This is a genomic window from Curtobacterium sp. MCLR17_055, assembly GCF_003234305.1.
GTDB lineage: Bacteria > Actinomycetota > Actinomycetes > Actinomycetales > Microbacteriaceae > Curtobacterium > Curtobacterium flaccumfaciens.
Genome location: NZ_QKSX01000011.1, coordinates 1 through 26,440, shown reverse-complemented (window position 1 = coordinate 26,440; position 26,440 = coordinate 1). Strand labels below are relative to the sequence as shown.

Below are 26,440 nucleotides of genomic sequence, written 5' to 3'. Positions count from 1 at the left end.
CCGATCATGGCCGTCCCCGTGGTCCCGACACAGGCACGCCGGGGTACTCCCAGCGCACGGCATACAAATAGTGCCACAGGAACGAGCACTGCTCGGGGGAAGTCGCCATCCGGCGCGCGGTGTCCTCTACGGTGGCCCCATGCGCTCCGAGCCGGCCACGACCACCACCGAGCCCAGCGTGCGGCGACAGCGGGACCTCATCGTCATCCTCGTCGCACTCGGCGTCGCCGTGATCCTGACCCGGATCGTCGGACAGGTCACCCGGACTGGGGGCATCCCCTCGCCGGTCCTGCAGGTGCTCGCCGCGGACGCCGCCGTGTGGGTACCGCTCGTCGTCGCGGCCGCCGTGGTGCTCCGTCGGACCCCGCGATCGGCGATGGTGTCGCGGCTGCGGCTCGACCTGGGGATCGTGGTCTTCGCGATCGGCATCGTGATCGTGTGCCGCGCGGTGGACGTCTTCATGTCGCTCGCGTTCACCGGGTCGACCGGACTGGTCCCCGCACCGTCCCTCGGCACGCCGGACGTCGGGCTGCTGCTCGTGTCGGCGATCGGCATCGTCGTCGTGAGCCCGGTGCTCGAGGAAGTGGTGTTCCGCGGGCTGTTCCAGCGCCGGCTCGCCGCCGAGCTCACGCCCCGCACCCGGTTCCTCGCGGTGCTGGTCACGGCGTTCCTGTTCGCGCTGCTCCACCTGCTGCTCGGTGCGGGTGGCACGTCGCTCGGCGGGTTCCAGGTGTTCGTCACGACGTTCCTGCTCGGCCTGCTCACCGGCACGCTCGTCGCGATGACCGACCGCATCGGCGGCGCGATCCTGGCACACGTGCTGTTCAACGCGGTCGCGGTCGTCGCCACCTGGCCGCGCTGAGCGGCCAGGGCCGCGTCCCCAGATGGGGTCAGGGTCGGTCGCTCAGCAGCCGGGACCACTAGCCTGCACTGAGCATGACTCGCCCAACCAGCATCGTCGACAACCCTCTCGTCCGTCAGGCTCCGATCAGCGGCCTGTTGGCGCTGTCGGCGTTCCTGAGCGTCGTGATGCCGACGCTGGCGATCACCCAGCACCACCTGTTCGTCGCGAGCGTGATCGGTACGGTGGTCGCGACGCTGATGAGCGCGATCCCCACGCTCGTGCGCAGCGCGGCCTGGGTGGTGCCGGTCCTGCTCACCGTCGACTTCCTGACGATCGCACTCCTGCGTACCGGGACGGGCTCCGGCTCCTCGCTGTTCACCGCGATCGTGGTGCTCCCCGTGGTCTGGTGGGCGTCGCTCGAGGGCCGTCGCACCGTGCTCTTCGCGATCGCGGGCATCGTGGTCGTGATCCTCGCGCCCTACGTCCTGACCCCGTCCGACGCGCCCGGAGCGAGTGAACTCGTCCGTCTGGGCATCCTCGTCGTCGTGTTCGGCACCGTCGCCGTCGTCGTGCACGAGCTCTCCCGCCGGGCTCGACGGAGTCTGCGGTCCGCCGAGGCGCGCGAGGGCAAGGTCCGCGCCGAGATCGACCGGGCAGCAGCGGTGCAGCGCTCCCTGCTCCCGACGACGACCGGCCGCATCACCGAGGACGTCGTCGTCGCCGGTGCCTGCCTGCCGGCCCGGAGCGTCGGTGGCGACTTCTTCGACTGGTACCCGACACCGACCGGCGTGGCGGTGAGCCTCGGTGACGTCATGGGCAAGGGCGTCGGCGCGGGGCTGATCGCGGCCGCGGTGCGCGCGACCCTGCGCAGCGCCCGGACCGTCGAAGACCCCGGCGAGGCGCTGAAGCGGGCATCCGACGGGCTGACCGCCGAGGGCGTCGGACCCGATCTCGCCTTCACCACGCTGTTCCACGCTCGGATCTCCGACGACGGCACACTCCAGTGGGCCGACGCCGGGCACGGGCTGAGCTTCGTCCTGCGGGCCGACGGACACGTCGACCGGCTGCGCTCCGGCGACATGCCGCTCGGGCTCGGCATCCGCGAGGAGTGGGCGACTTCCGACGGCACCCTCGAACCGGGCGACCTGCTCGTCTCGTTCAGCGACGGCGTCCTCGACCTGTACGACGACCTGGACGACACGATCGACTCCGTCGCCGCGATCGCCCGCGCCGGCCGCGACCCCCACGCGGTCGTCCTCGCGCTGTCGGCCCGCGCCGACGAGGTGCCGCACGACGACGACGTCACGGTGATCGCGATCCGCAGGCAGCCGGTCGAGGTGGACACCGAGCGACCGCTCGCGATGCACGCGGACTGACGGCGCGGAACAAGCGTACGGCGGCCGGTGCGGAACGCACGTCCGTCGCGCAGAGATTGGTACGCGCCGCCGCTCGAACCCGAATCGTGCGGCGACGCGTGCAGACGGTGAGCGTCTGCCCTCGGACGCCCTAGCGTCCTCGGTCTGTGGGGGCGGCCCGACGAGCCACCCGGAGGGTCAACCGACCCGGGCGAGGTCCCAGACGGGCGGCACGTACGCGCGGGACCAGCCCTCGCGCAGGCGCGTCACGGCGCGGTCGAAGGCCTCGAGCAGGTCCATCTCCGGTCGCACCATGGACTGCAGCTGCAGCCCCTCGTAGGTCGCGAGCAGCTGCTCCGAGCCGCGGGCCGGTTCCATCGTGCTCGGCTCACGACCGAGCATGACGTCACGCTCCAGGGCGTGCTGCACGAAGGCGTGGAACCGTCGCCACCGGGCGTGCAGCATCGGCGCGAGCGGGTGCTCGGGCGATGCCGCGATGTTCAGCGTCGCCGTCAGGAACCGCATGAGCGACGGGTCGGCCACGTTCGCGGTGACGATCGCGCGCAGGAACCGGATGGTGCCGTGCTGCTCGGCCAGGGGCATGAGCGGCACGGTGCGCTCCTCGTTCCACCGGTCGATGGTCGCGAGCAGCAGGCCGTCCCAGCTCGGGAACGTCCGGCCGACGACGTCGGTGTCCACTCCGGCCGCAGCCGCGACGACCTCGGGCGTCACCTCGTGCAGCGGACGGGAACGCAGCGCCGTGATCATCCCGTGGATGACCTCACCCCGCAGGGCGGGGTCGTCGGGGGTGGTCACCGGCGGCGTTTCGATGTGCATGCATACACTGCACCAGCCCGACGCGACCGTGCAAAGTCCCCCGAACGGGAACGCGCGTTCCCCGGACAGGGTCCGGCGTCGTGTAGCACAGGGAACGACCTGTCTGTCCGCGCAGCGCGAGCCGCCAGCGCCCCCAGACCTGGGGGACGATGACATGTCACGGAGCTTCTAGGGTGGGGAAGTTCGCACCCGAAACGAAAGCTCACGTTGCCTCACCACCAGCGCTCCTCCCGCCTGCCCTTCATCGCCGCAGCCGCATCCGTCGCCGTCTTCGCCGGCACCCTGCTCGCCACCGTCCCGAACACCGCGACCGCCGTGGAGGGAACCGGGACGATCGCCCCCGCCCCCGCGCCGACCGACGTTCCGGCACCGTCTCCGACCACGGAGCCGACGAGCCAGCCGAGCGAGCCCACGCCCGTTCCGACCAGCGCCCCGACGCCGAGCACCGCCCCGACGGCCACGCCGAAACCGGTGCCGACCCCGACGCCCGCGCCGACACCGAGCAAGCTGACGTTCACCTACGCCGGCGACTCGCTCACAGCCATGGACGCCTCGTGGATGCGGCAGATGAAGGACCCGACGATGGCCAACGTCGGAGGCACCTCGATCGGAGGAGCCACCTCGACGCGGATCCTCGAACGGAGCTCGGCGCACGATGCCGACGTCCTCGTCGTGATGGCCGGCACGAACGACCTGCGCTACGGCTACAGCACGAAGTCGATCCTGAACAACATCGACAAGATCACGAAGAAGGTCGGCGCGCGCCACGTCGTGATCGCCGCGATCGCCCCGTCGAACATCACGAACTACAGCAAGAAGCACATCGACCGCCGCAAGCAGGGCGAGATCCTGAACCGCGACCTGCAGAACCACGCGCTCACCCGCGGCTGGATGTTCGTCGACCCGTGGGCAGCCGACCGCCGGCTCGACGGCGGCTGGCCGTCCTCGCGCACCTACGACGGCGTCCACCCGACGGTCGCGATGTCCAAGAAGGTGTCGGTCCGGATGCAGCAGGCGATCCACATCGCCGCCGAGGGTGCCAAGGGCGCAGCGGGCTAGCCCCGCGGTCGCGTCGTGAGCCATACTCGCCCCATGCAGTGGGGACGGATCGCACCGGTCGTGGCACTCGTCGTGGTGCTCGGCGGCACCCTGGCGGGCTGCGCCCCCGGAGTCGGCGGCGGGACCAGCGCCCCCACGAACCCGAGCAACGACGACAACGTGCAGAGCACCGGGTGCACCGACTACGTCCAGCTGAAGACCCCGGCCGAACGCCGCGACGCCGCTGAACTCGTCGTCGACGCCGACGTCACCAGGACCGATCGCACCGTGGAACCGCAGGGCATCTACGAGGTGTACGAGGCGACGGTCACCGACGTCACGAAGGGTGACGCCGTCGCCCCCGGCGACACGATCCAGGTCATCAGCACGTCAGACCAGTGCGAGACGAGCGGCGAACCGGTCGAGTACCTCTCGGGCGACCCCCTCGCCGACGAGGGCGCCTTCCGCCTGTACCTCTCCCACGACGGAGACGACGACGTCTGGCAGCTCGTCGTCCCCGGCGCCGCCGAGCCACGGCCCGCCGACTGACGCCGCAGCCCGCCGACTGACGCCGCAGCCCGCGGGCTGACACCGGGGCCGCTACGGCTGCTCCGGCACCGTCACGATCCGGTTCTGGTACGCCCACACGACGGCCTGCAGCCGCGACCGCACCCCGAGCTTCGGCAGCATCCGCGCCAGGTGCGACTTGACGGTCGAGACCTCGAGCACCAGGGCTGCGGCGATCTCCTCGTTCGACATCCCCTGCGCCAGCAGCAGGAGCACCTCGCGCTCGCGGGCGGTCAGCACGCCGTCGGCCCGGTCGCCGGAGACCGGCTGCAGGCTCCGCCGCGACACGAACTCCCGCAGCACTCGCCGGGTCAGGGCCTGGTCGAGCGTGCCGTTGCCGGCGGCGACCTGCCGTACGGCGTCGACGATGGTGTCCGGCTCGGCGTCCTTGAGCAGGAACCCGGAGGCACCGGCCTCGAGCGCCCCGAACACGTAGTCGTCCAGGTCGAACGTCGTCAGCATGAGCGCGGGGATCGCCGGATCGGCGTCCGGGGCGCAGAAGATCCGGGCGAGTTCGATACCGTTCATCACCGGCATCCGGATGTCCAGGCAGGCGACGTCGGGTCGCGTCTCGCGCGCCAGCGCGAGCGCCTCGCCGCCGTCGGCGGCCACGCCGACCACCTCGATGTCCGGCTCCGCACCGAGGAGCGCGGACACCCCGGCGCGGACCAGGGGCTGGTCGTCCGCGACCAGCACGCGGATCACGCGACCACCCCGGTTCCGTCGGCGGCCTGCGTGGGTGCGGTAGGTGCCTCCCGGCCGAGCGCCAGCTCCACCAGCCATCCGCCGGTCGCGGTCGGGCCGGTCTGGAGGCGCGCCCCGACCAGGTCCGCCCGCTCGCGCATCCCCCGCAGGCCGTTGCCGCCCGAGGGAGAGGTCCCCGCTGCCGGCACGGTGGCCGGTGCGTTCTCCACCCGGATCACCACCCGGGTCGCGTCGCGATCGTCGATGGTGACGGTGCACGGGGCGGACGGGGCGTGCAGGGCGGCGTTGGCCAGCGCCTCCTGGACGGTGCGGTAGGCGGCGAGCTGGGCGAGCGGGCCGACACCGTCGGCCAGCGGGCGGTCCCCCGGCAGCACGTCGAGCCGGACGTCGCTGCGGAACCGGGCGCGTTCGGCCAGGTCGACGATGCCGGCGACCGTCTCGACGGCGCGCTCAGCGGGAGCGTCGTCGCGGAGCAGGCCGACCAGGCGGCGGAGGTCCTCGAGCACGGCGGTGCTCTGCTCCCGGACCTGGCGGGCACCCTCGTGGGCACGCTCCGGGTCCGCGTCGATCTGCCGGTCGATGACGGCGGCCATCAGCGCGATGCCGGACAGGTGGTGGGCGGCGATGTCGTGGAGCTCACGGGCCATCGCGGCACGTTCGCGGGACACCGCGGCGTCGACCAGGGCGTCCTGCTCCCGGTTCACGGCGCTGGCCTCGGCGGTGCGGGCGACACGGACCTCGCGGCGGGACTGCACGAGCAGGGTGACCAGCAGGGGCAGGCCGACCGCACCGATCGCCTGCAGCACGCCCTGCCCGAGCGAGCCGGACACGGCGGCCGTCGTGTCACCGGCGACGGCGGCCAGCACCGCGCTGCCGGCGGCGACCAGTGCGCCGGCGACCAGGAGCGTCGGCCACAGGCGAGCCAGCGGGACGCGGAGTGCGGCGAGGACGACGGCGACGACCACGGGCAGTGCGGTGAGGCCGAACAGGTCGGACGACTCCGGGGCGAGCGCCGCGACCACCACCGGCAGGGCGGCGACCACGATCAGCACGGTGCGTGGTGCCAGGCGGGCGGTGAGCAGGGCGGCCGACTGGGCCAGCAGGCCGAGGGCCAAGACGGTCCAGGCGCCCGAGAGCACTGCAGGGACCCCCAGTGCCAGGGCGGGGCCGTCCGGTTCGAGGCTGTCCAGGGGCGGCAGGCCGAGCAGCAGCCCGAGGGCGACGACGGCCGTGCCGAGGGCGACGACGACGTCGACGCGGCGGGCGCGCGACGCGTCGTGCTCAGCGGGTGCCATCGTTGGATCCTACGAGGCGGGCGCGGGTGGGGACCGGTGCGTCGAGGGGCAGGGCGCGTCGGGCGGGGTCGTAGCCCAGGCGGCCACGGGTCACGGCGAGCAGCACCACGGCGGCGATCGTCGACATGATCGTCAGGCCGATCATCAGCGTGCCGGCGGTCATGCTCGGGTACATCTCCGGGAAGAGCGTCGAGATCGTGTTGTTCACGCCGACGTGCAGCAGCAGGGCCAGGGGCAGGCTCTCGCGGGTCTTGTTGAAGACCTGGATCATCACGACGTTGAAGGTGATGGTGAACAGGGCGAACACGACGGGCTCGCTCCAGTGCGCGTTCGGCCAGCCGCCCCAGTCGCTGAAGTACAGCGGCATGTGCCAGAGCGCCCAGATCGGGCCGAGGATCGCGGCGGCGCCGAGGCCCCCGAACCGGTGCTGCAGGCGGGGCAGGGCGAAGTCGCGCCAGCCGGGCTCCTCGCTCAGGCCGGTCGAGAACAGCTGGATGATCAGTCCGGGCACGAGCATGGCGAAGGCCAGTGCCGAAGGGGCACGCACGTCACCACCGGCGAACGGCAGCGCGGACACGACGATCAGGGCCGGCACGACGACGAGCGCCAGCGCGTACCAGTACCAGGCGACCCGCCAGCGGAACAGCCGTCCCACCCAGCGGCGGAGCCCCGAGCGACCGTCGGCGACCGCGGTGACGATGAACGCGCTGCCCAGCGGGCCGAGGAGTGCCCCGGGCAGGACGCCCGTGAACTGTCCGCTGCCCAGGACCTCGGGGAATTGGATGTCCCACACACCCATGCCGTGCGGGGACAGGATGTACGGCACCCACGCGAGCCAGCTCAGGCCGAGTGCCATGGTGAAGAAGGACACGAGCGGGTGCCGGGCGATGAGGCCGCGGACACCCCCTCGGTCGCGGGCTGCGGTGCCGGCGGCGGGCCGGACTTCGGTGGTGTTCGTCATGCACACGACGCTAGGAAACCGGGCGCTCGGGGACGACCGGCTTCGGGATGCACCTGCGGGAGTTCCATCGAAGGATGCAAGTGCCGGTCGGTCGGTTCGGCACTCCTGAACACGCCGTCGTCATCGCTCGACGACGGCGTCTTCCGAACCGACTCGGCCCGCAGGACGCCGGCGTCTCGCGGGTCCGGTCAGGCAGCGCGATGTGCGGCCACGTGGGCCAGGACGACGGGGTCCTCGCAGCCGCGGGCGAACCCCAGGATGCGCCGGTCGATGTCCCGCTGCAGCACCAGCACGCCGATGCGTTCGGCGATCGGAGCGAGCCACTTCGGCCGGCACGTGAAGTTGTAGCGCCAGGTCGCGAGCGTGTGTCCGGGCTGCCCCTCAGCCGCCTGGAAGCGCCATCCTCCGCCCATCCGCTCGAAGAACCACGAGCCCTTCGTCATCTTCATCCCCACGTTCGACGGCGGGTGGTACGAGACGTACTCGCTCTCCATCGCCAGCCCGAACCGTTGCACCGTGTACGTGCGGACGCCCTTCGCCGGCACGGTCGCGCCGTCCATCAGGTGCTGGCGGCGGATGAAGGGGTCCCACCGCTTCCGGATCGCCCCCTGTGTCTGCGAGACGGCGAAGGCCACGTCGGGCTCGACCGGGACGACACAGCGGGACTCGACGACGGGCATGAGTCATCCTCGCACGTGCACGGTGCGGCGTACACCGGCCCGTGCGAGCTCCGCCGGACTCGCACCGTGCGGCGTGCGACGGCCCGTGCGAGCTTGCTCGCTCCGTGCGCCGCTACAGCCCTGCACCAGGCCGCCAACCTCGCACCGGGCGAACAACCGCGCACCGTGCGCAGCGGCAGCGGCAGCGGCAGCGGCAGCGGCAGCGGCAGCGTCAGCGTCAGCGTCAGCGGCAGCGTCAGCGGCGGCGGCGCCGTCAGCGCAGCGTTGCCCGGAGTGCGTCGGCGACGAGCGCGAGCGCCACGTCGACCTCGTCGGCCACGCGCTGGTGGGTCGCCGTCGAGCGACGGTAGGGGTCGTCCACGTCGTCGTCGGCCGGGTCGGCGGGCGGCGGGACCGTTCCACGCAGCCGGGCGACACGCTCCACGAGTTCCTGCGGGGTCGTCACGTCGGCCAGGTCACCAGGCTCGAGGCCGGCGAGCACCCGCGCGAACTGCTTGATCGTGAAGGTCCGCTTGGAGGCCCGGGGCGCCAGGGAGACGGCGGCTGCACGGTGCGATCGCTCGGCGGTCAGCACCAGGTCGGCGCTCGCGACGATCTCGGCCGTCAGGTACCGCGACCGGTGGGCCGACGGGTCGCCCCCGAGCCGGACGGACTGCTCCGCCGCGGCGGCGTCCATCGCGGCACCGTCGTCGGCGATGGTGCCGGCCGACTCGACCACGAACGCGGGGGCGTCCGGGCCGAGTCGTGCCGTCAGGACCTGCGCGCCGAGCGGCGACCGGCAGATGTTGCCGCTGCAGACGAACAGGATCCGCATCGTCACGCTGCGTCGGTGCGCTCGCCGGCGCGCTGGTCGGCACGCTCGTCGTCGCCGAGCAGGTCGTGCCGCACGACGATGGCGTCACGGCCGGGTCCGACACCGATCGCAGAGATCCGTGCGCCGGACATCGCCTCGATCGCCAGGACGTAGTCCTGCGCGTTGTTCGGCAGGTCGTCGAAGGTGCGGGCTCCGGTCATGTCCTCGGTCCAGCCGGGGAACTCCTGGTACACCGGCTTCGCGTGGTGGAAGTCGGACTGGTTGACCGGGACCTCGTCGACGCGGACGCCGTCGACCTCGTACGCGACGCACACCGGGATCGTCTCGAGCCCGGTCAGGACGTCGAGCTTGGTGAGCACGAAGTCGGTCACACCGTTGATGCGTGCCGTGTAGCGGGCGATCGGGGCGTCGTACCAGCCACAGCGGCGCGGGCGGCCGGTGGTGGTGCCGAACTCGAAGCCGTTGGCGCGCAGGAACTCGCCCGACTCGTCGAACAGCTCGGTCGGGAACGGACCGGCCCCGACGCGGGTCGTGTACGCCTTGACGATGCCGATGATCCGCTCGAGCTTGCCCGGGCCGATGCCCGAACCGGTCGCGGCGCCACCGGCGGTCGCGGACGACGAGGTGACGAACGGGTAGGTGCCGTGGTCGACGTCGAGCATGGTGGCCTGGCCGGCTTCGAACAGGACGGTCTCGCCACGCTCGAGCGCACGGTGGATCTCGAGGGCGGTGTCGGCGACCATCGGGCGCAGGCGCTCGGCGAACGAGAGCAGCGACTCGACGACTTCTTCCGGGTCGATCGCACGGCGGTTGAAGACCTTGACCAGCAGGTGGTTCTTCTGGTCGAGGGCGGCTTCGACCTTCTGCCGCAGGATGTTCTCGTCGAAGATGTCCTGGATCCGGATGCCGACGCGGTTGATCTTGTCGGCGTAGGTCGGGCCGATACCGCGACCGGTGGTGCCGATCTGGCGCTTGCCCAGGAACCGCTCGGTCACCTTGTCGACGGTGCGGTGGTAGTGCGTGATGACGTGGGCGTTGGCCGACACGAGGAGCTTCGAGACGTCGACGCCGCGGGCGCGCAGGGCGTCGAGCTCCTGGAACAGCACCTCGAGGTCGACGACGACGCCGTTGCCGATGATCGGGGTCACGCCGGGCGTCAGGATGCCGGAGGGCAGCAGGTGCAGGGCGTACTTCTCGCCGCCGACGACGACGGTGTGGCCGGCGTTGTTGCCGCCGTTGAACTTCACGACGTAGTCGATGCGGGAGCCGAGGAGGTCGGTGGCCTTCCCCTTGCCCTCGTCGCCCCACTGGGCTCCGATGATGACTGCTGCGGGCATCTGGTTCTCCTCACGTTGGCGGAGGACCGCACACGGCCGTCCGGGCCGGTGGTCCACCCGAGTCTATCGGCTGGTCACCTGCGCGTCACCCGCTGTGACGTCCTGTGGACGGCGGGCCGCTTGTCCACATCGAGCGCACCTGGATGTCCGTCCGGATCGGTCGGAGCACGGTCGGACGCGTCCAGATCCACGACGCGAACGGAGCACGACATGAGCGGCATCGGAGACAAGGCGAAGGACTTCGCCGACAGTGACAAGGGCGAGCAGGCAACGGACGCCGGCCTCGACAAGGCCGGCGACGCGGCCGACAAGGCGACCGGCGGCGGACACGGCGACCAGATCGGCAAGGCCGAGGACGCGGCCGACGGCAAGATCGGCAAGTGACGTCCGAGACGTCACCGACGTATAGACGGGAGGCGCGGTGCCAGCTGGCACCGCGCCTCCCGTCTGTCCGCCGGTGCGTCCCGAGCCACCCGGCCGACCCCGGATCAGCTCCGGAAGAAGTCCTGGTACGACGGGTCGCCGACGGGCTGGGAGTGCCCCGGCTCGGCCAGGCGCTGCTCGATCATGGCCTGGATGACGTCCGGCGGGGTGAGTCCACGACGGCGCCACTCGACCGGGTTGGACCGGAGCTGGTTCAGCGTGTTCTGCATGGAACAAACAGTGGCACCACTTCACTAGTTTGTCTAACTACCTGTCCCGAACACGCGTTCGCCGGGTGGGATGCCCCGCGCTTGGTGAGCAGAAGAGGTCGGATCCCCACTCGGGACCCGACCTCTTCTGCTCACCATGTGGCGCGCGAACCGCGCGCGCACCCTGTCCTAGCGGCGCGTGACCTTCGCGGTCGCCCCGGACTTGGCCGTGCCGTCCTTATACCCGGAGGCGTGGGCCGTCACCTGCACGCTGATGCGGTGCCCGACGTCGGACGAGCCGAGCTTGTACTTGGCACCCGTTGCCGACTTGACGACCTTGCCGTCACGCAGCCACTGGTACTTGTAGGTCGCCTTCGTCGTGCTCCACGTGCCGTGCTTCGCGGTGAGGGTCGAGCCGACCTTCGCCGTCCCGCTCACCGTGACCTTGCTCCCCTTCGCCAGCGCGAGCTTCGGCGGGACCACGTTGATCGTCGACGTGTCGGCCTGCTTGCCCGCCGCGTTGTCGAGGTGAAGCAGCAGCACCGTCGCCTTGGTGACACCCGAGGCACGGGTGACCGTGAGCGAGTCGGCGTCGGCGAACAGCACGCCGGAGGTGCCGTCCTGCGAGAACGACAGCTTCGGCTTCGACGGGTCGAACGTGGCCGTCTTCGTCTCGTCCACGACCGAGGAACCGCTGGTGGCGGCACCCGGGGCGTAGGCCGACTCCGTCAGCACCGTGTAGTCGAACTTCTTCGACGAACCGATGGCCTTCGCAGCGACGGTCAGCACCTTCACCGAGCTGTCGAAGGTGTTCACGTCCTGGCCGGGCGCACCGCCGTTGAGCGGCTGGACGTCGACGACGGGGTCGACGTCCGGGTCGTCCAGGGCGGCCTTCGCCAGGTCGACCGTCGTGGCGAACGTGGCGTCCACGGCAGCCGACTTCGCGTTGTACACCAGGAAGTCGGGCTCGCCGTCACGGTCCGTGTCGATGAGGACCTCGACGTTGGTCACGGCGCCCGGGTTCGCGTCCGGACCAGCGGTCTGCACACCGAACGCCAGGGTTCCCGACGCCTTGTCGTACGACGCACCGTAGGAACGGACGTCGGCCGCCTGCAGCGAGCGCGTCGCCGAACCCTCGGGGAACGCCTCGGCCGGGTCGGTGCCGCCGAGCACGAACGGAGCGACGGCGGCGTGGTAGCCGGTCGTCAGTCCGCCCTGGTCGAGCGTGCGGCCCTTGAGCGTCAGCTCGGCCGACTTACCCGGTCCCGTGAACGAGACCGTGGTCCGTGCCCGCACCGCGCTGACGGGCTTCGGGGCCACGTAGGCCCCGAGGCGCATCGGGTTGAGCGAGCTGTCGGTCGGCGCGAACGCCACGATGCCGGAAGCGGCGGCCACGAACTCGCGCTGGTAGCCCTGCTGGACGGCCTCCTGGGTCGGGTCGATGACCCGGCGGAGCTTCGTCGCGTCGGCGACCGAGAACGTCAGCGTGACCGACGCGGTGCCGTTGCCGGGCACCGTGACCTGCTTCGAGCTGAGCGCGAAGGTCACACCCGGCTGCGACACCTGCGGCTGGTACGACACGTTGTACGTGTGCGCCGTGCTGTCGGTGTTGTCGATCTGCAGGGTGCGGGTCTCGCTCGTCCCGCTCGCGACCTCGACGACGCCGAACGAGGCGGTGACGAGCTGGTCGTTCTCGGCGCTGCGGACCGTGGTGCCGGCGGTGACCGCCTGCAGTGCGTCCACTCGACCGGTGCCCTGGCGGAGCAGCGTGGCCGAACGGTTGCCGTCCTTCACGTCGTGCGTCGCCGTGTTCATCAGGGCCGCCTTGACCTGCGGGGCGGACCATGTGGGGTGCGACTGGAACGTCAGCGCCGCGATGCCCGCGACGTCCGGCGTCGCCATGGAGGTACCGCTCATCGACATGCGGCCGTCACCGGTGCCGTTGGCCGCCGAGATCACGTTGACCCCGGGGCCGGCGATGTCCGGCTTGACGATGTCGTCGAACGATCCGTGCACACCACGGCTGGTGAACGACGCGAGCGTGTTCACGGCGTCCGCCTCGATGGCGACCTCGAAGCCCTTGAGCTCGTCCGCGAAGCGCACGTGCAGGGTCCCCGCCTTGGCGGTGGCCTGGAGGCTCGCCACGCTCTTCGCGGTCAGCTCGGCACCCGGGATGGTCGCGTTGCCACCGATGCCGGATTCGAACGTGTCGAGCGTGCCCGCCAGCAGGACGCCGACACCGCCGGCAGCCTGGACGTTGCCGAAGCGCACGGCGGAACCGCACTCGAGCGCGGCGTCCGTCCACTTCAGCCAGACGACCTTGCCCTTGATCTCCGCGGCGTCGGCGGCGCTGAACGCGGCACAGCCGTCGATGTTCGCGGTCGGGACGACGACGTCGCCCTCGACGGGCAGGGTGCCCTTGAAGTTGGACGAGTACTGCGAGCGGTAGGTCTTCGCGACGTCGGCCGGTGCGGTGACCTGCACGCCGTCGTAGAGCGACTGGCCGGTGGCGCTCGCGGCGACGGTGAGCGCGCCCTCGGCGTTGCCCGGCGAACCACCGATGTCGGTGAAGTCGTCGGCGTTGCCCGAGGCGATCACGGGGAGCACGCCGCGAGCGGTCAGTGCGTCGATCTTGGCGTTGTCGGGGTCGTCCGGCGCGCCGTAGTCGGAGCCGAGCGACAGGTTCAGGACGTTGATGTCCTTGCCCTCGGTGAGCGCCTGGCCCACCCAGTCGAGCGCGGCACCGGTGACGTCGGTCGAGCCACCGTTGTCACCGAAGACCTTCAGGGCGTACAGGCCGGCCTCGGGCGCGGTGCCCGGACCGATCCACATGTCCTGCACCTGCTGCGTGGTGAGCTTGGTGTAGTCGCCGTCGAACTGCTGCTTGTCGGCGGTCAGGCCGTAGCCGGCGATCGAGCCGGACACGTGCGTGCCGTGGTCGCCGCCCTTGCCGTCGATCGGGTTGTCGTCGGGAGCCGGCACCGGGTCGTAGGCGTCCGGGTCCGTCGGGTCGGCGTTGTAGGTCGCACCGGCGAAGTCGTACCCGCCGAGGAACTTCGACGCGTCGTACAGGCTGGGGTCCGGGGCGCCGCCGCTCGCGTTCGCCAGGGCCTGCTGGTACGCCTCGGTGGTGCCGGGGCCACCGAAGTCGGCCTGCGTGTAGTCGAGACCGGTGTCGAGGACGGCGACGTTGACGTCCTTGCCGGTGTGGCCGGTCTGCTGCCAGGCGTTGAGCGAGCGCGTGTAGACGTCGCTCGCGGCGTTCTTCGGCGCGACGCCGTCGGCACCGGGCTGCACCAGGCTGGGGTCGACACCCGAGGGAGCGGCGTCGGCGTTCTCGTTGACCGTCGGCTCGACGATCTTCTTCGGCGTGAGCGGGATGATGCTCTCGACGTCGGAGCGCTCCGCGATCTTCCGGAACGCGTCGACGTCGGCGACGACCGCGACGCCGGGGACGGTGTACTCGGTCGAGTAGAGCTCGGTCGCGTCGGCGTCGGCGCGCTTGACGGCCGACCGCACCGCGGCGACGGTCGACTGGATCGCCTCGACGCGGTTCTTGGCCGCGGAGGACTGGGTCCGCGACTTCGTCAGGTCCCCGCCCTTCGCCTTGGCGTCCACTTCGAGGGCACCCTGGCCGGTCGTGCGCACGAACGCGGCGACGGTCTTCGTCGGCTTGGCGTCACGGAGCGGGGCGGAGAGCTTGAGGTCGGCCACCGAGATCCCGGCCGGAGCTGCGGAGGCCGCGCCCCCGACTGCGAGACCGCCACACGCGAGGGCCGCGACGGCGATGCCGGCGGTCAGGACGCGGGTGAAGCGATGGGGGGTTGGGTTCGGGTCGGTGTTCGGTGTTGCACGGTTCAAAGAGGGCACTCCTGGCTCAGTCCGTGGTTCGCATGAGATTCCTGTGAAGCTATGCGTTCGTTCTCAGGGAAGACAGTCCGCACTTTGGGGGACTCTTCTCGTCCGGGGGCTGGAACCTGTTAAGTTGCACACCCGTGTGCACGTTATTACGATGGGGTGCGTGACCACCACCGAGCAGCCCTCCCGCGCGCCCCGCCGCGACGCCACGGAGAACCGGGCAGCCCTCCTCGACGCGGCGAAGACCTGTCTGCAGCAGGACCCGGACGCCTCGATCGAGACGATCGCCGCGGCTGCGGGACTCTCGCGCCGTGCGGTGTACGGACACTTCCCCTCCCGCGACGACCTGGTGCGCGAGGTCGTGACCGCCGGTGCCGCCCGGATCGCCGCAGCCATGCCCACCGCATCGGACCTGCAGGAGCTCCCGCCGGCCGCACGTCTCGCCGCCATCGCGGTGACGCTCTGGACCGAGGTGTCGCACGTCCGCTCGATGGCCCGGGTCGCCGTCCGCAGCCCGTTCGCCGAACCCGTGGCCGAGGTGTTCGCGCCGTTGCGCTCACAGGTACGCCAGGCGTGCGCGCTCGGGATCGCCGACGGTGCCATGCGGGACGACGTCGACCCCGAGACGCTCGGCCGTCTGGTCGAGGGCGCGTGCATCGCCGTCCTCGACGAGGCCACCCGTTCCGGCACGAGCGACGAGGACGGACGGCGCATGGTGGTGGTGTCGGCGCTGGGCATGGCCGGCATCGACTGGCGCACGGCACTGCTCTCCGAACCCGCTGCTCCCGCTCCCACTCCTGCCCCGAAGGACCACGCATGACGCTCGAACTCGACCACGTCGGCATCGGCGAGGAGCCCGGCGCACCCCTGCCCGTCGTCTCCGCCGTCGCCGCCCAGGGACGCCCCGGGGTCCTCGCCGTCGAGACCGAGCAGGCACCCGTGCTCGCGTCACTCGTCGCCGGTGGCCGCATGCAGCCCGACACCGGTCGGCTGCTGCTCGACGGCCACGAGGACCCGGCAGCCGTCCGGCGCTCGTTCGCGCTCGTGGACACCCCCGGGGTCGCCGAGCCCTTCCCCGTCATGACCCTCAAGCAGATCGTGCGCGAGGAGCTCGCGTTCGCCGGGCAGCGCCCGAACCGCGAGCACGTCGACACCGTGCTCGACGAGCTCGGACTGCGGGACTACGTCGACACCGCCGTGCAGCGGGTGCCGACCGTCGTGCGCGTCCGGCTGCTGGTCGAACTCGCCCTGCTCCGCGACGGTGTGACCGGCATCGTGATCACCTCGCCCGAGCGGCACGGCGGCGCGGTCGAGGACTGGTTCCAGGTGGTCCGCGACGTCGCACGACGGGGCGTGACCGTGGTCCTCGTGACCTCGAAGGCCGCCGCCACCACCGTCGAGCACCTGCTCGACACGATCGACACGCACGACCGCGTCGAGACGCACGGCGGCGTCGAAACGCACGACGACGTCGCGACGCTCGCGACGCCCCAGACCGAGGACCCCGAGGACGTGGCCCGAACCGACGGACCCGAGCCGGGCCTCCCGGCCGCTCCTTCCGTCACCGAAGCATCCGCAACCGTCCCGACGGAGGCACAGAAGTGACCACCACCTCGCTCGTCCGCGCAGAACTCGCGCGGCTCACCGCGACCCCGCTCGCACGCCTGGCGTTCATCGCGCTGATGATCGTGCCGCTGCTCTACGGCGGCGCCTACCTGTGGGCGAACCGCGACCCGTACGCGAAGCTCGACCAGATCCCCGCCGCGATCGTGAACCTCGACGCCGGCGCCACGCTGGACGGCGACCACGTCGACTACGGCAAGGACGTCACGAAGGAGGCCATCGACGGCGCCGACTTCAAGTGGACGAAGACCAGCGCCGCCGACGCCCGCTCCGGCGTCCGCAACGGCACCTACGACTTCGTCGTCACCATCCCGCACGACTTCTCCGAGCACCTGGTGTCCGCGCAGTCAGACGACCCGACGCAGGCGAAGCTCGTCATGACGACGGCCGACACCAACTCGTACCTGGCCTCGACCATCGCCGAACAGGCGGGCAAGACCATGCGCACCGCCGTCGCCGAGCGCGTCGGCAAGCAGGCGGCGAAGACCCTGCTGGTCGGGCTCGCCGACGTGCGGGACAGCCTCGGTGACGCCGTCGACGGGGCCGATGAACTCGCGTCCGGCACCGCCAAGGCGGACAAGGGTGCGCACCAGCTCGCCGACGGTACCGGCAAGCTGTCGTCCGGTGCGGCGGAGCTCGCGTCCGGCACGGCCGACCTGCCGTCGCAGACCCAGCAGCTCAACAGCGGGGCGCAGCAGGTGGCGTCGGGGGCGTCGACCCTGGCGTCCGGGCTGGCCAGCGCGCAGCAGCAGACGGCGGCACTGCCGTCGCAGACGCAGCAGTTGGACAGCGGGGCGCGGCAGCTGCAGTCCGGGCTGCACCAGCTCCGTGACCAGACGGCTTCGCTTCCCTCCGACTCTGCGCGCCTGTCCAGTGGTGCGTCGCAGGTCGCCGCCGGGAACGCCACGCTGGCCGACGAGGCCGCACCGTTCATCGCGGGCGTCCAGCAGCTCACTGCGCAGTCGCCGGAACTCGTCGCGTCGCTGAAGCCCGTCGTCCAAGCCTCCACGGTGCTCTCCGAGGAACAGAAGACCCGGCTGCTCGCCGGGCTCGACAACCTGCAGGCCGGCAGCACCAAGCTCGGTACCGGTGCCGGCAACCTGTCCGGCAACCTGCAGAAGCTCAAGACCGGCAGCGCGCAGGTGTCCGCGGGCGCCTCCCAGCTCGCCGAGCAGGCCCCGGCGCTGACGAGCGGCATCCAGCAGCTCTCCGACGGCTCGGACACGCTCGCCGCCGGCACCGGCAAGCTCGCCGCGAAGGCCCCGGAGTTGTCGTCCGGCATCGCCACCGCCGCGGACGGTGCTTCGAAGGTCTCGTCGGGCGCGTCGAAGGTGGCCGCCGGTACATCGAAGCTGGCCTCGGCCGCTCCGACGCTGTCGTCCGGTGCGTCCCAGCTCGCGACCGGTGCGAAGACCGCTGACCAGGGCGCTTCGTCGCTCGCATCGGGGTTGGACAAGCTCACGACCGGCTCGTCGAAGCTCGCGTCGTCGCTCGACCAGGGCCGCACGAAGATCCCGGCGTCGAACGCCTCGGAGCGTGCGTCGCAGGCCTCGGTCATCTCCGACCCGGTCAAGGTCGGGGACGACAACGTCGCCGCCGCGTCGAACTACGGTGCCGGCCTCGCGCCGTTCTTCATCTCGCTCGCGGCCTGGATCGGCATGTACGCGCTGTTCCTCATCCTCAAGCCGATCTCGAAGCGTGCAATCACGGCGGTGCGGAAGCCCCTCGCGGTGGTGTTCGGCGGCTGGCTGACCCCGGCGCTCCTCGGCCTGGTGCAGATGGTGGCGCTGTTCTTCATCGTGCGCTTCGCCCTCGACCTGAACGTGGTGCACGTCGGCGGCACGATCGGGATCATGGTGCTGGCCTCGGCGACCTTCGCGGCGATCATCATGGCGCTCAACGTGCTGCTCGGATCGGTGGGGCAGTTCCTCGGCCTGGTGCTGATGCTCGTGCAGCTCGTCACCGCCGGTGGGACGTTCCCGTGGCAGACGTTGCCAGGGCCGTTGGCGGCGCTGCACTTCGCGCTGCCGATGACGTACTCGGTCGACGCGATCCGGCAGACGATGTACGGCGGGAACCTCGGTGCCGCGTGGTCGGACGCGGGCGTGCTGCTCTGCTGGCTGCTCGGGGCGCTGCTGGTGTCGTTCGTGGTCACGGCGCGGCAGACCCGCTCCCGCACGCTGCGCGACCTGCGCCCGAGCCTGATCGGGTAGCGGGGCGGCACGCGGGCGCGCGGGCGCGGGACGCTCGCGCGCGGGGCCGCCCGCGACATTGAGTGAGCAGAAGACGACGGGTGTGCAATAGCGACCCGTCGTCTTCTGCTCACTCGACGCGACCTCCGCGTGCAAGGAGCGTCTGCAGGTGCGCCACTGCGGCTGAGCGGTGCAGCGTCAGGTCGGACTTCGTCCACCGGACGACCGCCCAGCCGAGTCGTTCCATCTCGCGGTAGCGGCGGAGGTCACGGCCCCACTGCTCGGCGTCGGTCCGGTGGTGGTCGCCCTCGTACTCGATGACGATGCGGTGCTCCGGGTACGCCAGGTCGACGCGGCCGACGAACCGACCGGCTTCGTCGAGCACGTCGACCTGCAGTTCGGGCTCGGGCAGCCCCGCGCGGACGATCGCCAGCCGCGCTCGGGTCTCCTGCGGCGACCCGGCCCCCACCCGCACGAGCTCGAGTGCCACGCGCAGCTTCCGTACGCCACGACGATTCCCCGCCCCGGCGAGCGCGGCGGCGAGGTCCTCCAGCGCGGTCGCGCACGCCCGCGACGTGACGATGGCGTCACCCAGGACGACGAGCTCATCGAGTCCGAGCAGGTCCCCGCACTCCACCCACAGCGCCGCGGGGCTGCTGGACGGAACACCCCAGCGCTGCCGGATGCTCACCCGGTCAGCAGCCACACGGTGCCCGACCACGCCGACGCGCCGGGGCTGCGCCTGCGGGTGCACGCTGGTGATGTGCACCGGTGCGTCAGGGCCGCACGGCACCGGCAGACCCCACAACACCCCCGCAGAGGTGTGGCTGACGAACTGTCCGGGCAACAGGACCGGCCGCAGTGCCTGGATGCGGCGGATCGGATCGGGTGGTCGGTCCCGGGGCCATCGGATCGATCGCGTCGGGCAGGTCAGGTCCTTCCGCTGGAGTCGTTGTCGGGGAACTCCGGCTCGATCAGCCGCGCCGATGTCGAAGGCCCGGCCTCGCAGCGCCGAAGGGAGTGGTCGTGGTCGCATGCCGACACGCTCGCGCCCCGCGCCGACGCCCCGCTCACCGAACCGGAGTTCGGTGCAGAACCGGCACCGTGCCTCCCCTGTGGAGGACTCGCGAACCCAAGGGAGTGAGCAGAAGACGACGAGTGGCTGTTCGAGACCCGTCGTCTTCTGCTCACTCGACGCCCCCACCCCCGCCCAGCCCATGTCACGTCAACCGCTACGATCGACGCACGAGCCAACGGAGGTCGAAGCGCATCATGGGAGACGGCAAGCCCGCGACCATCTACGACGTCGCCGCACGCGCCGGGGTCTCGAAGTCCCTCGTCTCCCTCGTGCTGCAGCGCTCCCCCCGGGTCAGCGACCAGCGCCGGGCCGCCGTGCTCAAGGCGATCCAGGAGCTCGACTACCGCCCCTCCACCGCGGCCGTCTCCCTCGCCGGCACGCGCAGCCGCACCATCGGCGTGGTCCTCGACGACTTCCGCAACCAGTGGTTCGTGGACCTGCTCACGGGTCTGCGCGAGAGCCTGCAGGACCAGGGGCACCGGCTCGTGGTCGCCGACCGGTTCCTCAACACCGGGCTCGATGCGTCTCCGGTGGAGGGCTTCCTCTCCATGCGCGTCGAGGGCATCGTGATCGCCGGCGAGCCCACCACCGACCTCGCGATCCCCGCCTCGATGCCGCTCGTCATCGCCGGTGGCCGGGTCGCGATCCCCCGCGCGGACACCGTCGCGAACGACGACCACGCCGGCGGGGGCATCGCAGCGCAGCACCTGCTCGACCTCGGCCACACCCGACTCGGGTTCGTCGGTGCGAGCTCGGCGGCCTCGGCCGAACGCCAGTCCGGTTTCGAGCAGGCCGCAGCAGCACGCGCCTCTGTCGTCACGACGGTCCTGCCCGGCGAACCCACCGAGGAGGCCGGTTCCCGCGCCCTCGGCATGCTCCTCGACGAGCACCCGGACGTCACGGCCGTCTTCGCCGCGAACGACGTGATGGCCCTCGGCGCGCTGTCCGAACTCGCCGAACGCGGGTTGCGCGTCCCCGAGGACGTCTCCGTCATCGGCTACGACGACACCCCGGTGGCCGCGATGCGGTACGTCGGCCTGACGAGCATCGACGACCGCAGCGTCGAGATCGGCCGAGGCGCCGGCGAGCGCCTGCTGGCCCGCATCGCCGATCCGCGGATCGCCGCCACGGAACTCCTCGTCGAACCCCGCCTGGTCGCGCGCCGCACCACCGCCGCGCGCTGACGCTTCAGCACGGACCCCGGCCGGGAGGCCCGCCCCGCCCCCGCCCCGCCCGCTTCGTGAGCACGAATGGTCGGGTCCAGGGCCCGTACCCGACCATTCCTGCTCACGAAGCGCCGGGCAACTCCGCGTGCTGGACGACCCACGAGTGCATGACGATCGCGGCCGCCGCCGAGGCGTTGATGCTCCGCGTCGACCCGAACTGCGTGATCTCGAGGTGTGCGTCGGCACCGGCGACCGCCTGGTCGGTCAGCCCGGGGCCCTCCTGCCCGAACAGGAACACGCAGCGCTCCGGGATCGTCGCGGTCTCGATGCGCTCGGCACCCGGGGTGTTGTCGATCGCGACGACGGGACGCTGTTCCTCCGCCATCGCGGTGAGGAAGGCCTCGACGTCGGGGTGGTAGCGGACGTGCTGGTACCGGTCGGTGACCATCGCTCCGCGCTTGTTCCACCGGCGTCGCCCGATGATGTGCACGGTGCCGGCCAGGAAGGCGTTGGCGCTCCGCACGATCGACCCGATGTTCAGGTCGTGCTGCCAGTTCTCGATCGCCACGTCGAACGCGTGCCGTCGGGTGTCGAGCTCGGCGACGATCGCGTCCATCGACCAGTACCGGTAGCGGTCGAGCACGTTCCGGGAGTCCCCCGCTGCCAGCAGCTCCGGGTCGAGCCTCGGGTCGTCGGGCCAGGGTTCCGGGTGCGGCCCCACCCCGTTGGTCGTCAGCTCGTGCGACGGTTCGGGCGCAGTGGTCACCCTACCAGCGTACGGCGCACACGGCACCGGCCCGACGACGGCAGCGCCCGGCGGCGCCGCGGGCTCAGGCGATGCCGGCCCCGTGGGCGATGCGCGACTCGATGCCGGCGATCAGGATGTCGAGGCCGAGCGCGAACCGGTCGTCGTAGGAGTGCTCACCGAGGATCTCGCCCACCAGCCGGTGCCGCTCGGGGCGGCCGGCCTCGGAGTCCCCGCGCCCGACCTGCACCCCGGCGTGCCCGACCACGAAGTCGTAGACGACGAAGAAGGTGTACATCGCCTCGGCCGGCGGCAGCCCGGCGTCCTGCAGGGCACCGACGACCTTCGCCACGACGGCGTCGGACTCGGTCGAGGCGAGCGGGGCGCGCTGGCTGTGCGACTCGAGCACGAGCGGGTGGGTGCGCATCAGGTCGCGGAACGTCGTGGCGAAGGTGCGGACGACGGCGTGCCACTCGTCCGGCCAGACGAAGGTGGCGGTGAACTCGTCGACGGTGCGGCGGACGAGTTCGGCGTGCAGGTCGTCCAGCCCGCCGATGGTCCGGTGCACGGTCATCGGGGCGACCCCGAGCCGCACGCCCAGGGCTCGGAAGGACAGCCGGTCGAGGCCGTCCTCGTTCGCGATGGTCGTGGCGGCGTCGATCACCTGCTCGCGGGAGAGCACGTTCGGGCGGCCTCGGCGTCGTCGCGGCGTCACCTCGAGCTCCGTCTCCGACACCGGGGTGGGTCGGGGCGCGGCGGACGGGGTTCCGGGTTCGACGAGCACGAGGGGCCTCCTTGATTCGGTACGTGTCCCGAAAAGCGTAGGGCAAAAGCCGACCGCGGTTCGGTGTCTCGACCTTCTCGGGTCTGGCAGCAGCGCGCAAGAGCCGCCCCGGGCCTCCCGGCCCTTTCCGAGCCGACCACGAGCCGGGCCTGAACCCCTGCGCAGTAGGGTGAGGGCCATGGCGACCCGAGACGACGTCGAGTGCTGGCTGACCGACATGGACGGCGTGCTCGTCCACGAGAACCAGGCGCTCCCGGGCGCGCCGGAACTCATCCAGCAGTGGCTCGACGACGGCACCGAGTTCCTCGTGCTGACGAACAACTCGATCTTCACGCCGCGCGACCTCAGCGCCCGGCTGCGGGGCTCGGGCCTGCACGTGCCCGAGGAGCGGATCTGGACGAGTGCGCTCGCCACGGCCGACTTCTGCAAGTCGCAGATGCCCGGCGGTTCGGCGTTCGTGATCGGTGAGGCCGGCATGACGACCGCCCTGCACGAGGCCGGGTTCATCATGACCGAGACCGCTCCCGACTACGTCGTCGTCGGCGAGACCCGCAACTACTCGTTCGAGGCGATCACCAAGGCCGTCCGGCTCATCCGCGCCGGCGCCCGCTTCATCGTGACGAACCCCGACGCCACCGGCCCCAGCGCCGAGGGGGTTCTGCCGGCCACCGGCGCCATCGCGGCGATGATCGAGAAGGCCACCGGCAAGCAGCCCTACGTGGTGGGCAAGCCGAACCCGATGATGTTCCGCTCCGCGATGAACCGGATCGGCGCGCACTCCGAGAACACCGGCATGATCGGCGACCGCATGGACACCGACGTGCAGGCCGGCATCGAGGCGGGGCTGCACACCGTGCTCGTGATGACGGGCATCAGCGACCAGGCCGAGATCGACCGGTACCCGTTCCGCCCGAGCGAGGTCATCTCCGGCGTGCACGAGCTCGTGCGCACCGAGCCGTTCGAGGTCGAGCTCTAGCTCGAGCTCTGGCGGCCCACGCCACCCGGGTGCGCCCGTTCACCGCAGACCGCTCGATGACGATCCGGTGAACAGAACCGCCCTGCGGTGAACGACGGGAAAACTGCCCCTGGGGCGACTCTATGGTTGCCCTGGTCGAGCCGAAAGTGGCTCTGATCAGGGTTTTCTGTGAGTTGCTACAGGATGGGGTCATCGGTGTCGATGTCGGTTCGTGCCACGACGGCAGTGGTCGTCGGCGCGCTCGGGGCACTCGTGGGGACCGCGATCGTCGCCCCGCACCTGGTCCCCTCGCCGGCGCCGCAGACGTCGGCGGTCACCGTGCAGGCCGGCACCGACGCCTGCGGGACGGGGTGGCCCGCGAGCCCGGACCGCGCCCTCGCCGGCCCCCAGACGTTCCGGATCCACAACACCTCCGTCGCCGGGATCGAGGTGCAGCTGGTCGACCCCACGAACGGCGCGGTCTACCTCGACGCGGAGGGCCTGGGACCGGGTGCGACGCACGACTACGGCGTCCGACTCCCGCGCGGCCAGTACCGGTTCCGCTGCCTGCCCGCCGACGCGAACCCGAGCACCGGACCCGTCGTCCACCTGCGCGGCGCCACCCACGTCAGCGACGAGACCCCGGGGATCGTCCCGGTCACCCGCGACGACCTGATCCCCGCCGCGAAGTCGTACGGCGCCTGGATCGAGAGTCGCCTGCCGGCGCTGCTCGACGACGTGCGCGCGCTGGACGCCGACGTCCGTGCGGGTGACGTCCGCGCCGCACGGCGGGACTGGCTGACCGGGCACCGCGAGTACGAGCAGCTCGGAGCCGCCTACGGGGCGTTCGGCGACGACGACACCGCGATCAACGGGCTCCCGGCCGCCGGACGGACCGCACTCGACGACTCGCACCTGACCGGCTTCCACCGCGTCGAGGCGCTGCTGTGGTCGGATGCGCCCAGCCGTCGCGCCGTCGCGCCCGCCGACGCCCTGGTCGCCGCCGTCGCGCACCTGCGCCGAACGTTCCCCACCCAACGGGTCGACCCGCTCGACATCGGCCTGCGCTCGCACGAGATCCTCGAGAACGCACTCCGCTTCGAGGCGACCGGGGCCACCGACGCCGGCAGCCACACGGCACTGGCGACGATCGACGCGAACACCAGCGGGACGGAACACGCGCTCGAACCGCTCCGGTCGATCCTGCGGACCCGCTACCCGGGCCTCCGGGCCACCGATCGCGCGCTGGCGACCCTCCGCGCCGACGTGGAATCTCACCGACGGCCCGACGGCAGCTGGGACACCCTCGACGGTCTCGACCGCACCGCCCGCGAGCACCTCGACGCCGACCTCGACGCTGCGCTCGAACGACTCGCCCCCGTCGCCGCCATCTGCGACCCGAGGAGGACCTCGTGACCGAACGACCGCAGCGCCAGGGCCGGCAGGGCCTCCAGAGCCGGCAACTCCCACGCGGGATGGACGCGGCGACGTACCGACGAATGACCGAGGCGCACGCCCGCCTCGGACTGTCCGCCGACGGCAGCGCGTGTCCCGCCGGTGCCCCGGGCGACCAGCACCCGCCGACCGGCCCCACCCGCGGGGTCGGCCGCCGCGCGTTCCTGACCAGCGCGGTCGGGGCAGGTGCCGGAGCCGCCGCGGCGGCGGCGAGCCTGACCGCCGGGGGTGGGACGGGCCTCCAGGCAGCCGCCGCGACCACGGGCGGTGCCGACGCTCCGCCCGGTTCCTCGTACGCGTTCCACGGGGCGCACCAGGCCGGGATCACCACGCCCGCGCAGCGACAGTCGGCGTTCCTGGCGTTCGACGTGACCGCGGCCGACCGCGGGGAGCTCGCCGACCTGCTCCGGACGATCACCGAGCGGGCACGGTTCCTCACCCGCGGCGGCACGCCTGCCGACGTCGGGATCACCGCGCCGCCGGCCGACTCCGGCGTGCTCGGACCGGAGGTCGCGGCCGACGGGCTCACCGTGACCGCGAGCGTCGGTGCCTCGCTCTTCGACCACCGGTACGGCCTGTCGGGGCAGCGCCCGGCGCGGTTGCGGACGATGGAGGACTTCCCGAACGACGACCTCGACCGGTCGATCTCGGACGGCGACCTGCTGCTGCAGGTGTGCGCGCACAACACCGACACCGTCCTGCACGCGATCCGCGACATCGCCCGGGCCACCCGCGGCGGCATGCAGGTGCGCTGGCGGCAGGACGGTTTCGCGTCCCCGCCGCGCCCCTCCGGCACCCCGCGCAACCTGCTCGGTTTCAAGGACGGCACCGGCAACCCCTCCACCGCGGACCGCAGCGTCATGGACGACCTGGTCTGGACCCGCGGCGGACAGGACGGCGAACCCGACTGGGTCACCGGGGGCAGCTACCACGTCGTGCGGACCATCCGGATGTTCGTCGAGTTCTGGGACCGCGTCTCGCTGCACGAGCAGGAGAACATGATCGGCCGCCACCGTGACTCCGGTGCCCCGCTCACCCGCAGCGGCGAGTTCGACGACCCCCGGTACCAGGACGACCCGACCGGCGACGTCATCCAGATGGACGCGCACATCCGGTTGGCGAACCCCCGAACCGCCGAGGCCCGTGCGCAGCAGATGCTCCGTCGTCCGTACAACTACGACAACGGCACCGACACGAACGGCGACCTCGACATGGGCCTGCTGTTCGCGTGCTTCCAGGCCGACCTGGAACGGCAGTTCGTCGCCGTGCAGAAGCGCCTGGTCGACGAACCCCTCGTCGACTACGTGTCACCGGTCGGCGGCGGCTACTTCTTCGCCCTGCCCGGGGTCCGCCACGCGGACGACTGGCTGGGCCGTCGGCTGCTCACACGGACCTAGCCGGGCCGTCGCTCGAACGCGCCGCCCGCCCGCCGCAGGGCCCCACCGCTCCGCCACTCCACCACCCCCCCCCCCCCCCTCCCCCCCCGTGGGAGGGTTCACGTTTTCTGACCCTTCGAACC

At 71.6% G+C, this 26,440-nt stretch carries 24 protein-coding genes; 12 read left to right on the top strand and 12 right to left on the bottom strand.

Annotated elements, in window-relative coordinates; all coding sequences use genetic code 11:
• Positions 1-139 precede the first annotated feature (139 nt).
• Positions 140-862: a type II CAAX prenyl endopeptidase Rce1 family protein gene (locus tag DEJ09_RS10945; RefSeq protein WP_111088616.1), complete on the top strand. Its 723-nt coding sequence runs from the start codon at positions 140-142 to the stop codon at positions 860-862.
• A 74-nt stretch (positions 863-936) separates the two neighbouring features.
• Positions 937-2,220, top strand: a complete 1,284-nt coding sequence (locus DEJ09_RS10940) for a PP2C family protein-serine/threonine phosphatase (protein ID WP_146245709.1) — start codon at positions 937-939, stop codon at positions 2,218-2,220.
• 177 nt (positions 2,221-2,397) lie between these two features.
• Here DEJ09_RS10940 and DEJ09_RS10935 read toward each other — a convergent pair whose 3' ends face one another.
• Complete coding sequence (locus DEJ09_RS10935; protein ID WP_146237684.1) at positions 2,398-3,036, bottom strand: TetR/AcrR family transcriptional regulator; 639 nt, start codon at positions 3,034-3,036, stop codon at positions 2,398-2,400.
• Between the two features lie 207 nt (positions 3,037-3,243).
• Between DEJ09_RS10935 and DEJ09_RS10925 the strand changes: the two genes are divergently transcribed.
• Together DEJ09_RS10925 and DEJ09_RS10920 are read left to right on the top strand one after the other, a co-directional pair.
• A complete protein-coding gene (locus DEJ09_RS10925) occupies positions 3,244-4,095 on the top strand; it encodes a GDSL-type esterase/lipase family protein (protein WP_111103874.1) in 852 nt (283 codons plus the stop codon).
• Between the two features lie 33 nt (positions 4,096-4,128).
• The gene (locus DEJ09_RS10920; protein ID WP_111088610.1) at positions 4,129-4,623 is read left to right on the top strand and encodes a hypothetical protein; all 495 of its coding nucleotides are present in this window, start codon (positions 4,129-4,131) and stop codon (positions 4,621-4,623) included.
• A gap of 51 nt (positions 4,624-4,674) precedes the next feature.
• On the opposite strand, the gene DEJ09_RS10915 is transcribed toward DEJ09_RS10920, so the two are convergent.
• From DEJ09_RS10915 to DEJ09_RS10890, 6 genes are all read right to left on the bottom strand, one after another.
• Positions 4,675-5,346: a response regulator transcription factor gene (locus DEJ09_RS10915; RefSeq protein WP_110892023.1), complete on the bottom strand. Its 672-nt coding sequence runs from the start codon at positions 5,344-5,346 to the stop codon at positions 4,675-4,677.
• The gene (locus DEJ09_RS10910; protein ID WP_111088608.1) at positions 5,343-6,641 is read right to left on the bottom strand and encodes a sensor histidine kinase; all 1,299 of its coding nucleotides are present in this window, start codon (positions 6,639-6,641) and stop codon (positions 5,343-5,345) included. Before DEJ09_RS10910 ends, DEJ09_RS10915 begins: the two co-directional genes overlap by 4 nt.
• Entirely contained in the window at positions 6,628-7,602 is a 975-nt protein-coding gene (locus DEJ09_RS10905) for a CPBP family intramembrane glutamic endopeptidase (protein ID WP_111088606.1), read from the bottom strand. The genes DEJ09_RS10910 and DEJ09_RS10905 overlap by 14 nt, the downstream gene beginning before the upstream one ends.
• Before the next feature lie 188 nt (positions 7,603-7,790).
• Complete coding sequence (locus DEJ09_RS10900) at positions 7,791-8,282, bottom strand: SRPBCC family protein (RefSeq protein WP_111088604.1); 492 nt, start codon at positions 8,280-8,282, stop codon at positions 7,791-7,793.
• Between the two features lie 253 nt (positions 8,283-8,535).
• Positions 8,536-9,096: a low molecular weight phosphatase family protein gene (locus DEJ09_RS10895; RefSeq protein WP_250897300.1), complete on the bottom strand. Its 561-nt coding sequence runs from the start codon at positions 9,094-9,096 to the stop codon at positions 8,536-8,538.
• A 2-nt stretch (positions 9,097-9,098) separates the two neighbouring features.
• The gene (locus tag DEJ09_RS10890; RefSeq protein ID WP_111088600.1) at positions 9,099-10,433 is read right to left on the bottom strand and encodes an adenylosuccinate synthase; all 1,335 of its coding nucleotides are present in this window, start codon (positions 10,431-10,433) and stop codon (positions 9,099-9,101) included.
• 210 nt (positions 10,434-10,643) lie between these two features.
• On the opposite strand from DEJ09_RS10890, the gene DEJ09_RS10885 reads away from it, so the two are divergent.
• Positions 10,644-10,817 (top strand): antitoxin, encoded by a 174-nt coding sequence (locus DEJ09_RS10885; RefSeq protein ID WP_071404361.1) that lies wholly within the window; start codon positions 10,644-10,646, stop codon positions 10,815-10,817.
• Positions 10,818-10,921: 104 nt separating this feature from the next.
• Here DEJ09_RS10885 and DEJ09_RS18150 read toward each other — a convergent pair whose 3' ends face one another.
• A complete protein-coding gene (locus DEJ09_RS18150; RefSeq protein ID WP_155896763.1) occupies positions 10,922-11,086 on the bottom strand; it encodes a hypothetical protein in 165 nt (54 codons plus the stop codon).
• 168 nt (positions 11,087-11,254) lie between these two features.
• Complete coding sequence (locus DEJ09_RS10880) at positions 11,255-14,926, bottom strand: S8 family serine peptidase (RefSeq protein ID WP_146245708.1); 3,672 nt, start codon at positions 14,924-14,926, stop codon at positions 11,255-11,257.
• A gap of 160 nt (positions 14,927-15,086) precedes the next feature.
• Here DEJ09_RS10880 and DEJ09_RS10875 point away from each other — a divergent pair, with 160 nt between their 5' ends.
• From DEJ09_RS10875 to DEJ09_RS10865, 3 genes are read left to right on the top strand one after another with little or no spacing between them, the layout of a single operon-like run.
• Complete coding sequence (locus DEJ09_RS10875) at positions 15,087-15,743, top strand: TetR/AcrR family transcriptional regulator (RefSeq protein ID WP_111029758.1); 657 nt, start codon at positions 15,087-15,089, stop codon at positions 15,741-15,743.
• Entirely contained in the window at positions 15,740-16,528 is a 789-nt protein-coding gene (locus tag DEJ09_RS10870; protein ID WP_111088596.1) for a hypothetical protein, read from the top strand. Before DEJ09_RS10875 ends, DEJ09_RS10870 begins: the two co-directional genes overlap by 4 nt.
• Positions 16,525-18,759: a YhgE/Pip domain-containing protein gene (locus DEJ09_RS10865; protein ID WP_111088594.1), complete on the top strand. Its 2,235-nt coding sequence runs from the start codon at positions 16,525-16,527 to the stop codon at positions 18,757-18,759. Before DEJ09_RS10870 ends, DEJ09_RS10865 begins: the two co-directional genes overlap by 4 nt.
• A 109-nt stretch (positions 18,760-18,868) precedes the next feature.
• Here the strand turns inward: DEJ09_RS10865 and DEJ09_RS10860 are convergent, their stop codons facing one another.
• Complete coding sequence (locus DEJ09_RS10860) at positions 18,869-19,507, bottom strand: endonuclease domain-containing protein (protein ID WP_111088592.1); 639 nt, start codon at positions 19,505-19,507, stop codon at positions 18,869-18,871.
• Between the two features lie 503 nt (positions 19,508-20,010).
• Between DEJ09_RS10860 and DEJ09_RS10855 the strand changes: the two genes are divergently transcribed.
• Positions 20,011-21,000: a LacI family DNA-binding transcriptional regulator gene (locus DEJ09_RS10855; RefSeq protein WP_111048005.1), complete on the top strand. Its 990-nt coding sequence runs from the start codon at positions 20,011-20,013 to the stop codon at positions 20,998-21,000.
• A gap of 103 nt (positions 21,001-21,103) precedes the next feature.
• Here the strand turns inward: DEJ09_RS10855 and DEJ09_RS10850 are convergent, their stop codons facing one another.
• Together DEJ09_RS10850 and DEJ09_RS10845 are read right to left on the bottom strand one after the other, a co-directional pair.
• Positions 21,104-21,748, bottom strand: coding sequence for a TrmH family RNA methyltransferase (locus tag DEJ09_RS10850; protein ID WP_111088590.1), 645 nt, complete (start codon positions 21,746-21,748; stop codon positions 21,104-21,106).
• A gap of 64 nt (positions 21,749-21,812) precedes the next feature.
• Positions 21,813-22,511: a TetR/AcrR family transcriptional regulator gene (locus tag DEJ09_RS10845; RefSeq protein ID WP_181433341.1), complete on the bottom strand. Its 699-nt coding sequence runs from the start codon at positions 22,509-22,511 to the stop codon at positions 21,813-21,815.
• Between the two features lie 178 nt (positions 22,512-22,689).
• Here DEJ09_RS10845 and DEJ09_RS10840 point away from each other — a divergent pair, with 178 nt between their 5' ends.
• The 3 genes from DEJ09_RS10840 to efeB all read left to right on the top strand — a co-directional run bounded on the left by DEJ09_RS10840 (position 22,690) and on the right by efeB (position 26,318).
• A complete protein-coding gene (locus DEJ09_RS10840) occupies positions 22,690-23,487 on the top strand; it encodes an HAD-IIA family hydrolase (protein WP_027464991.1) in 798 nt (265 codons plus the stop codon).
• A 201-nt stretch (positions 23,488-23,688) separates the two neighbouring features.
• Complete coding sequence (locus DEJ09_RS10835; protein ID WP_111088728.1) at positions 23,689-24,882, top strand: EfeM/EfeO family lipoprotein; 1,194 nt, start codon at positions 23,689-23,691, stop codon at positions 24,880-24,882.
• Positions 24,879-26,318: an iron uptake transporter deferrochelatase/peroxidase subunit gene (efeB, locus tag DEJ09_RS10830; RefSeq protein ID WP_258373869.1), complete on the top strand. Its 1,440-nt coding sequence runs from the start codon at positions 24,879-24,881 to the stop codon at positions 26,316-26,318. Before DEJ09_RS10835 ends, efeB begins: the two co-directional genes overlap by 4 nt.
• The last annotated feature ends 122 nt before the right edge of the window (positions 26,319-26,440 follow it).

What these genes read in the sequence shown, in the direction of transcription:
- DEJ09_RS10945 (WP_111088616.1), top strand. Translation starts at nt 140, where the DNA reads ATGCGCTCCGAGCCGGCCACGACCACCACCGAGCCCAGCGTGCGGCGA.
- DEJ09_RS10940 (WP_146245709.1), top strand. Translation starts at nt 937, where the DNA reads ATGACTCGCCCAACCAGCATCGTCGACAACCCTCTCGTCCGTCAGGCT.
- DEJ09_RS10935 (WP_146237684.1), bottom strand. Translation starts at nt 3,036, where the DNA reads ATGCACATCGAAACGCCGCCGGTGACCACCCCCGACGACCCCGCCCTG.
- DEJ09_RS10920 (WP_111088610.1), top strand. Translation starts at nt 4,129, where the DNA reads ATGCAGTGGGGACGGATCGCACCGGTCGTGGCACTCGTCGTGGTGCTC.
- DEJ09_RS10910 (WP_111088608.1), bottom strand. Translation starts at nt 6,641, where the DNA reads ATGGCACCCGCTGAGCACGACGCGTCGCGCGCCCGCCGCGTCGACGTC.
- DEJ09_RS10905 (WP_111088606.1), bottom strand. Translation starts at nt 7,602, where the DNA reads ATGACGAACACCACCGAAGTCCGGCCCGCCGCCGGCACCGCAGCCCGC.
- DEJ09_RS10900 (WP_111088604.1), bottom strand. Translation starts at nt 8,282, where the DNA reads ATGCCCGTCGTCGAGTCCCGCTGTGTCGTCCCGGTCGAGCCCGACGTG.
- DEJ09_RS10895 (WP_250897300.1), bottom strand. Translation starts at nt 9,096, where the DNA reads ATGCGGATCCTGTTCGTCTGCAGCGGCAACATCTGCCGGTCGCCGCTC.
- DEJ09_RS10890 (WP_111088600.1), bottom strand. Translation starts at nt 10,433, where the DNA reads ATGCCCGCAGCAGTCATCATCGGAGCCCAGTGGGGCGACGAGGGCAAG.
- DEJ09_RS10885 (WP_071404361.1), top strand. Translation starts at nt 10,644, where the DNA reads ATGAGCGGCATCGGAGACAAGGCGAAGGACTTCGCCGACAGTGACAAG.
- DEJ09_RS18150 (WP_155896763.1), bottom strand. Translation starts at nt 11,086, where the DNA reads ATGCAGAACACGCTGAACCAGCTCCGGTCCAACCCGGTCGAGTGGCGC.
- DEJ09_RS10870 (WP_111088596.1), top strand. Translation starts at nt 15,740, where the DNA reads ATGACGCTCGAACTCGACCACGTCGGCATCGGCGAGGAGCCCGGCGCA.
- DEJ09_RS10855 (WP_111048005.1), top strand. Translation starts at nt 20,011, where the DNA reads ATGGGAGACGGCAAGCCCGCGACCATCTACGACGTCGCCGCACGCGCC.
- DEJ09_RS10840 (WP_027464991.1), top strand. Translation starts at nt 22,690, where the DNA reads ATGGCGACCCGAGACGACGTCGAGTGCTGGCTGACCGACATGGACGGC.
- DEJ09_RS10835 (WP_111088728.1), top strand. Translation starts at nt 23,689, where the DNA reads ATGTCGGTTCGTGCCACGACGGCAGTGGTCGTCGGCGCGCTCGGGGCA.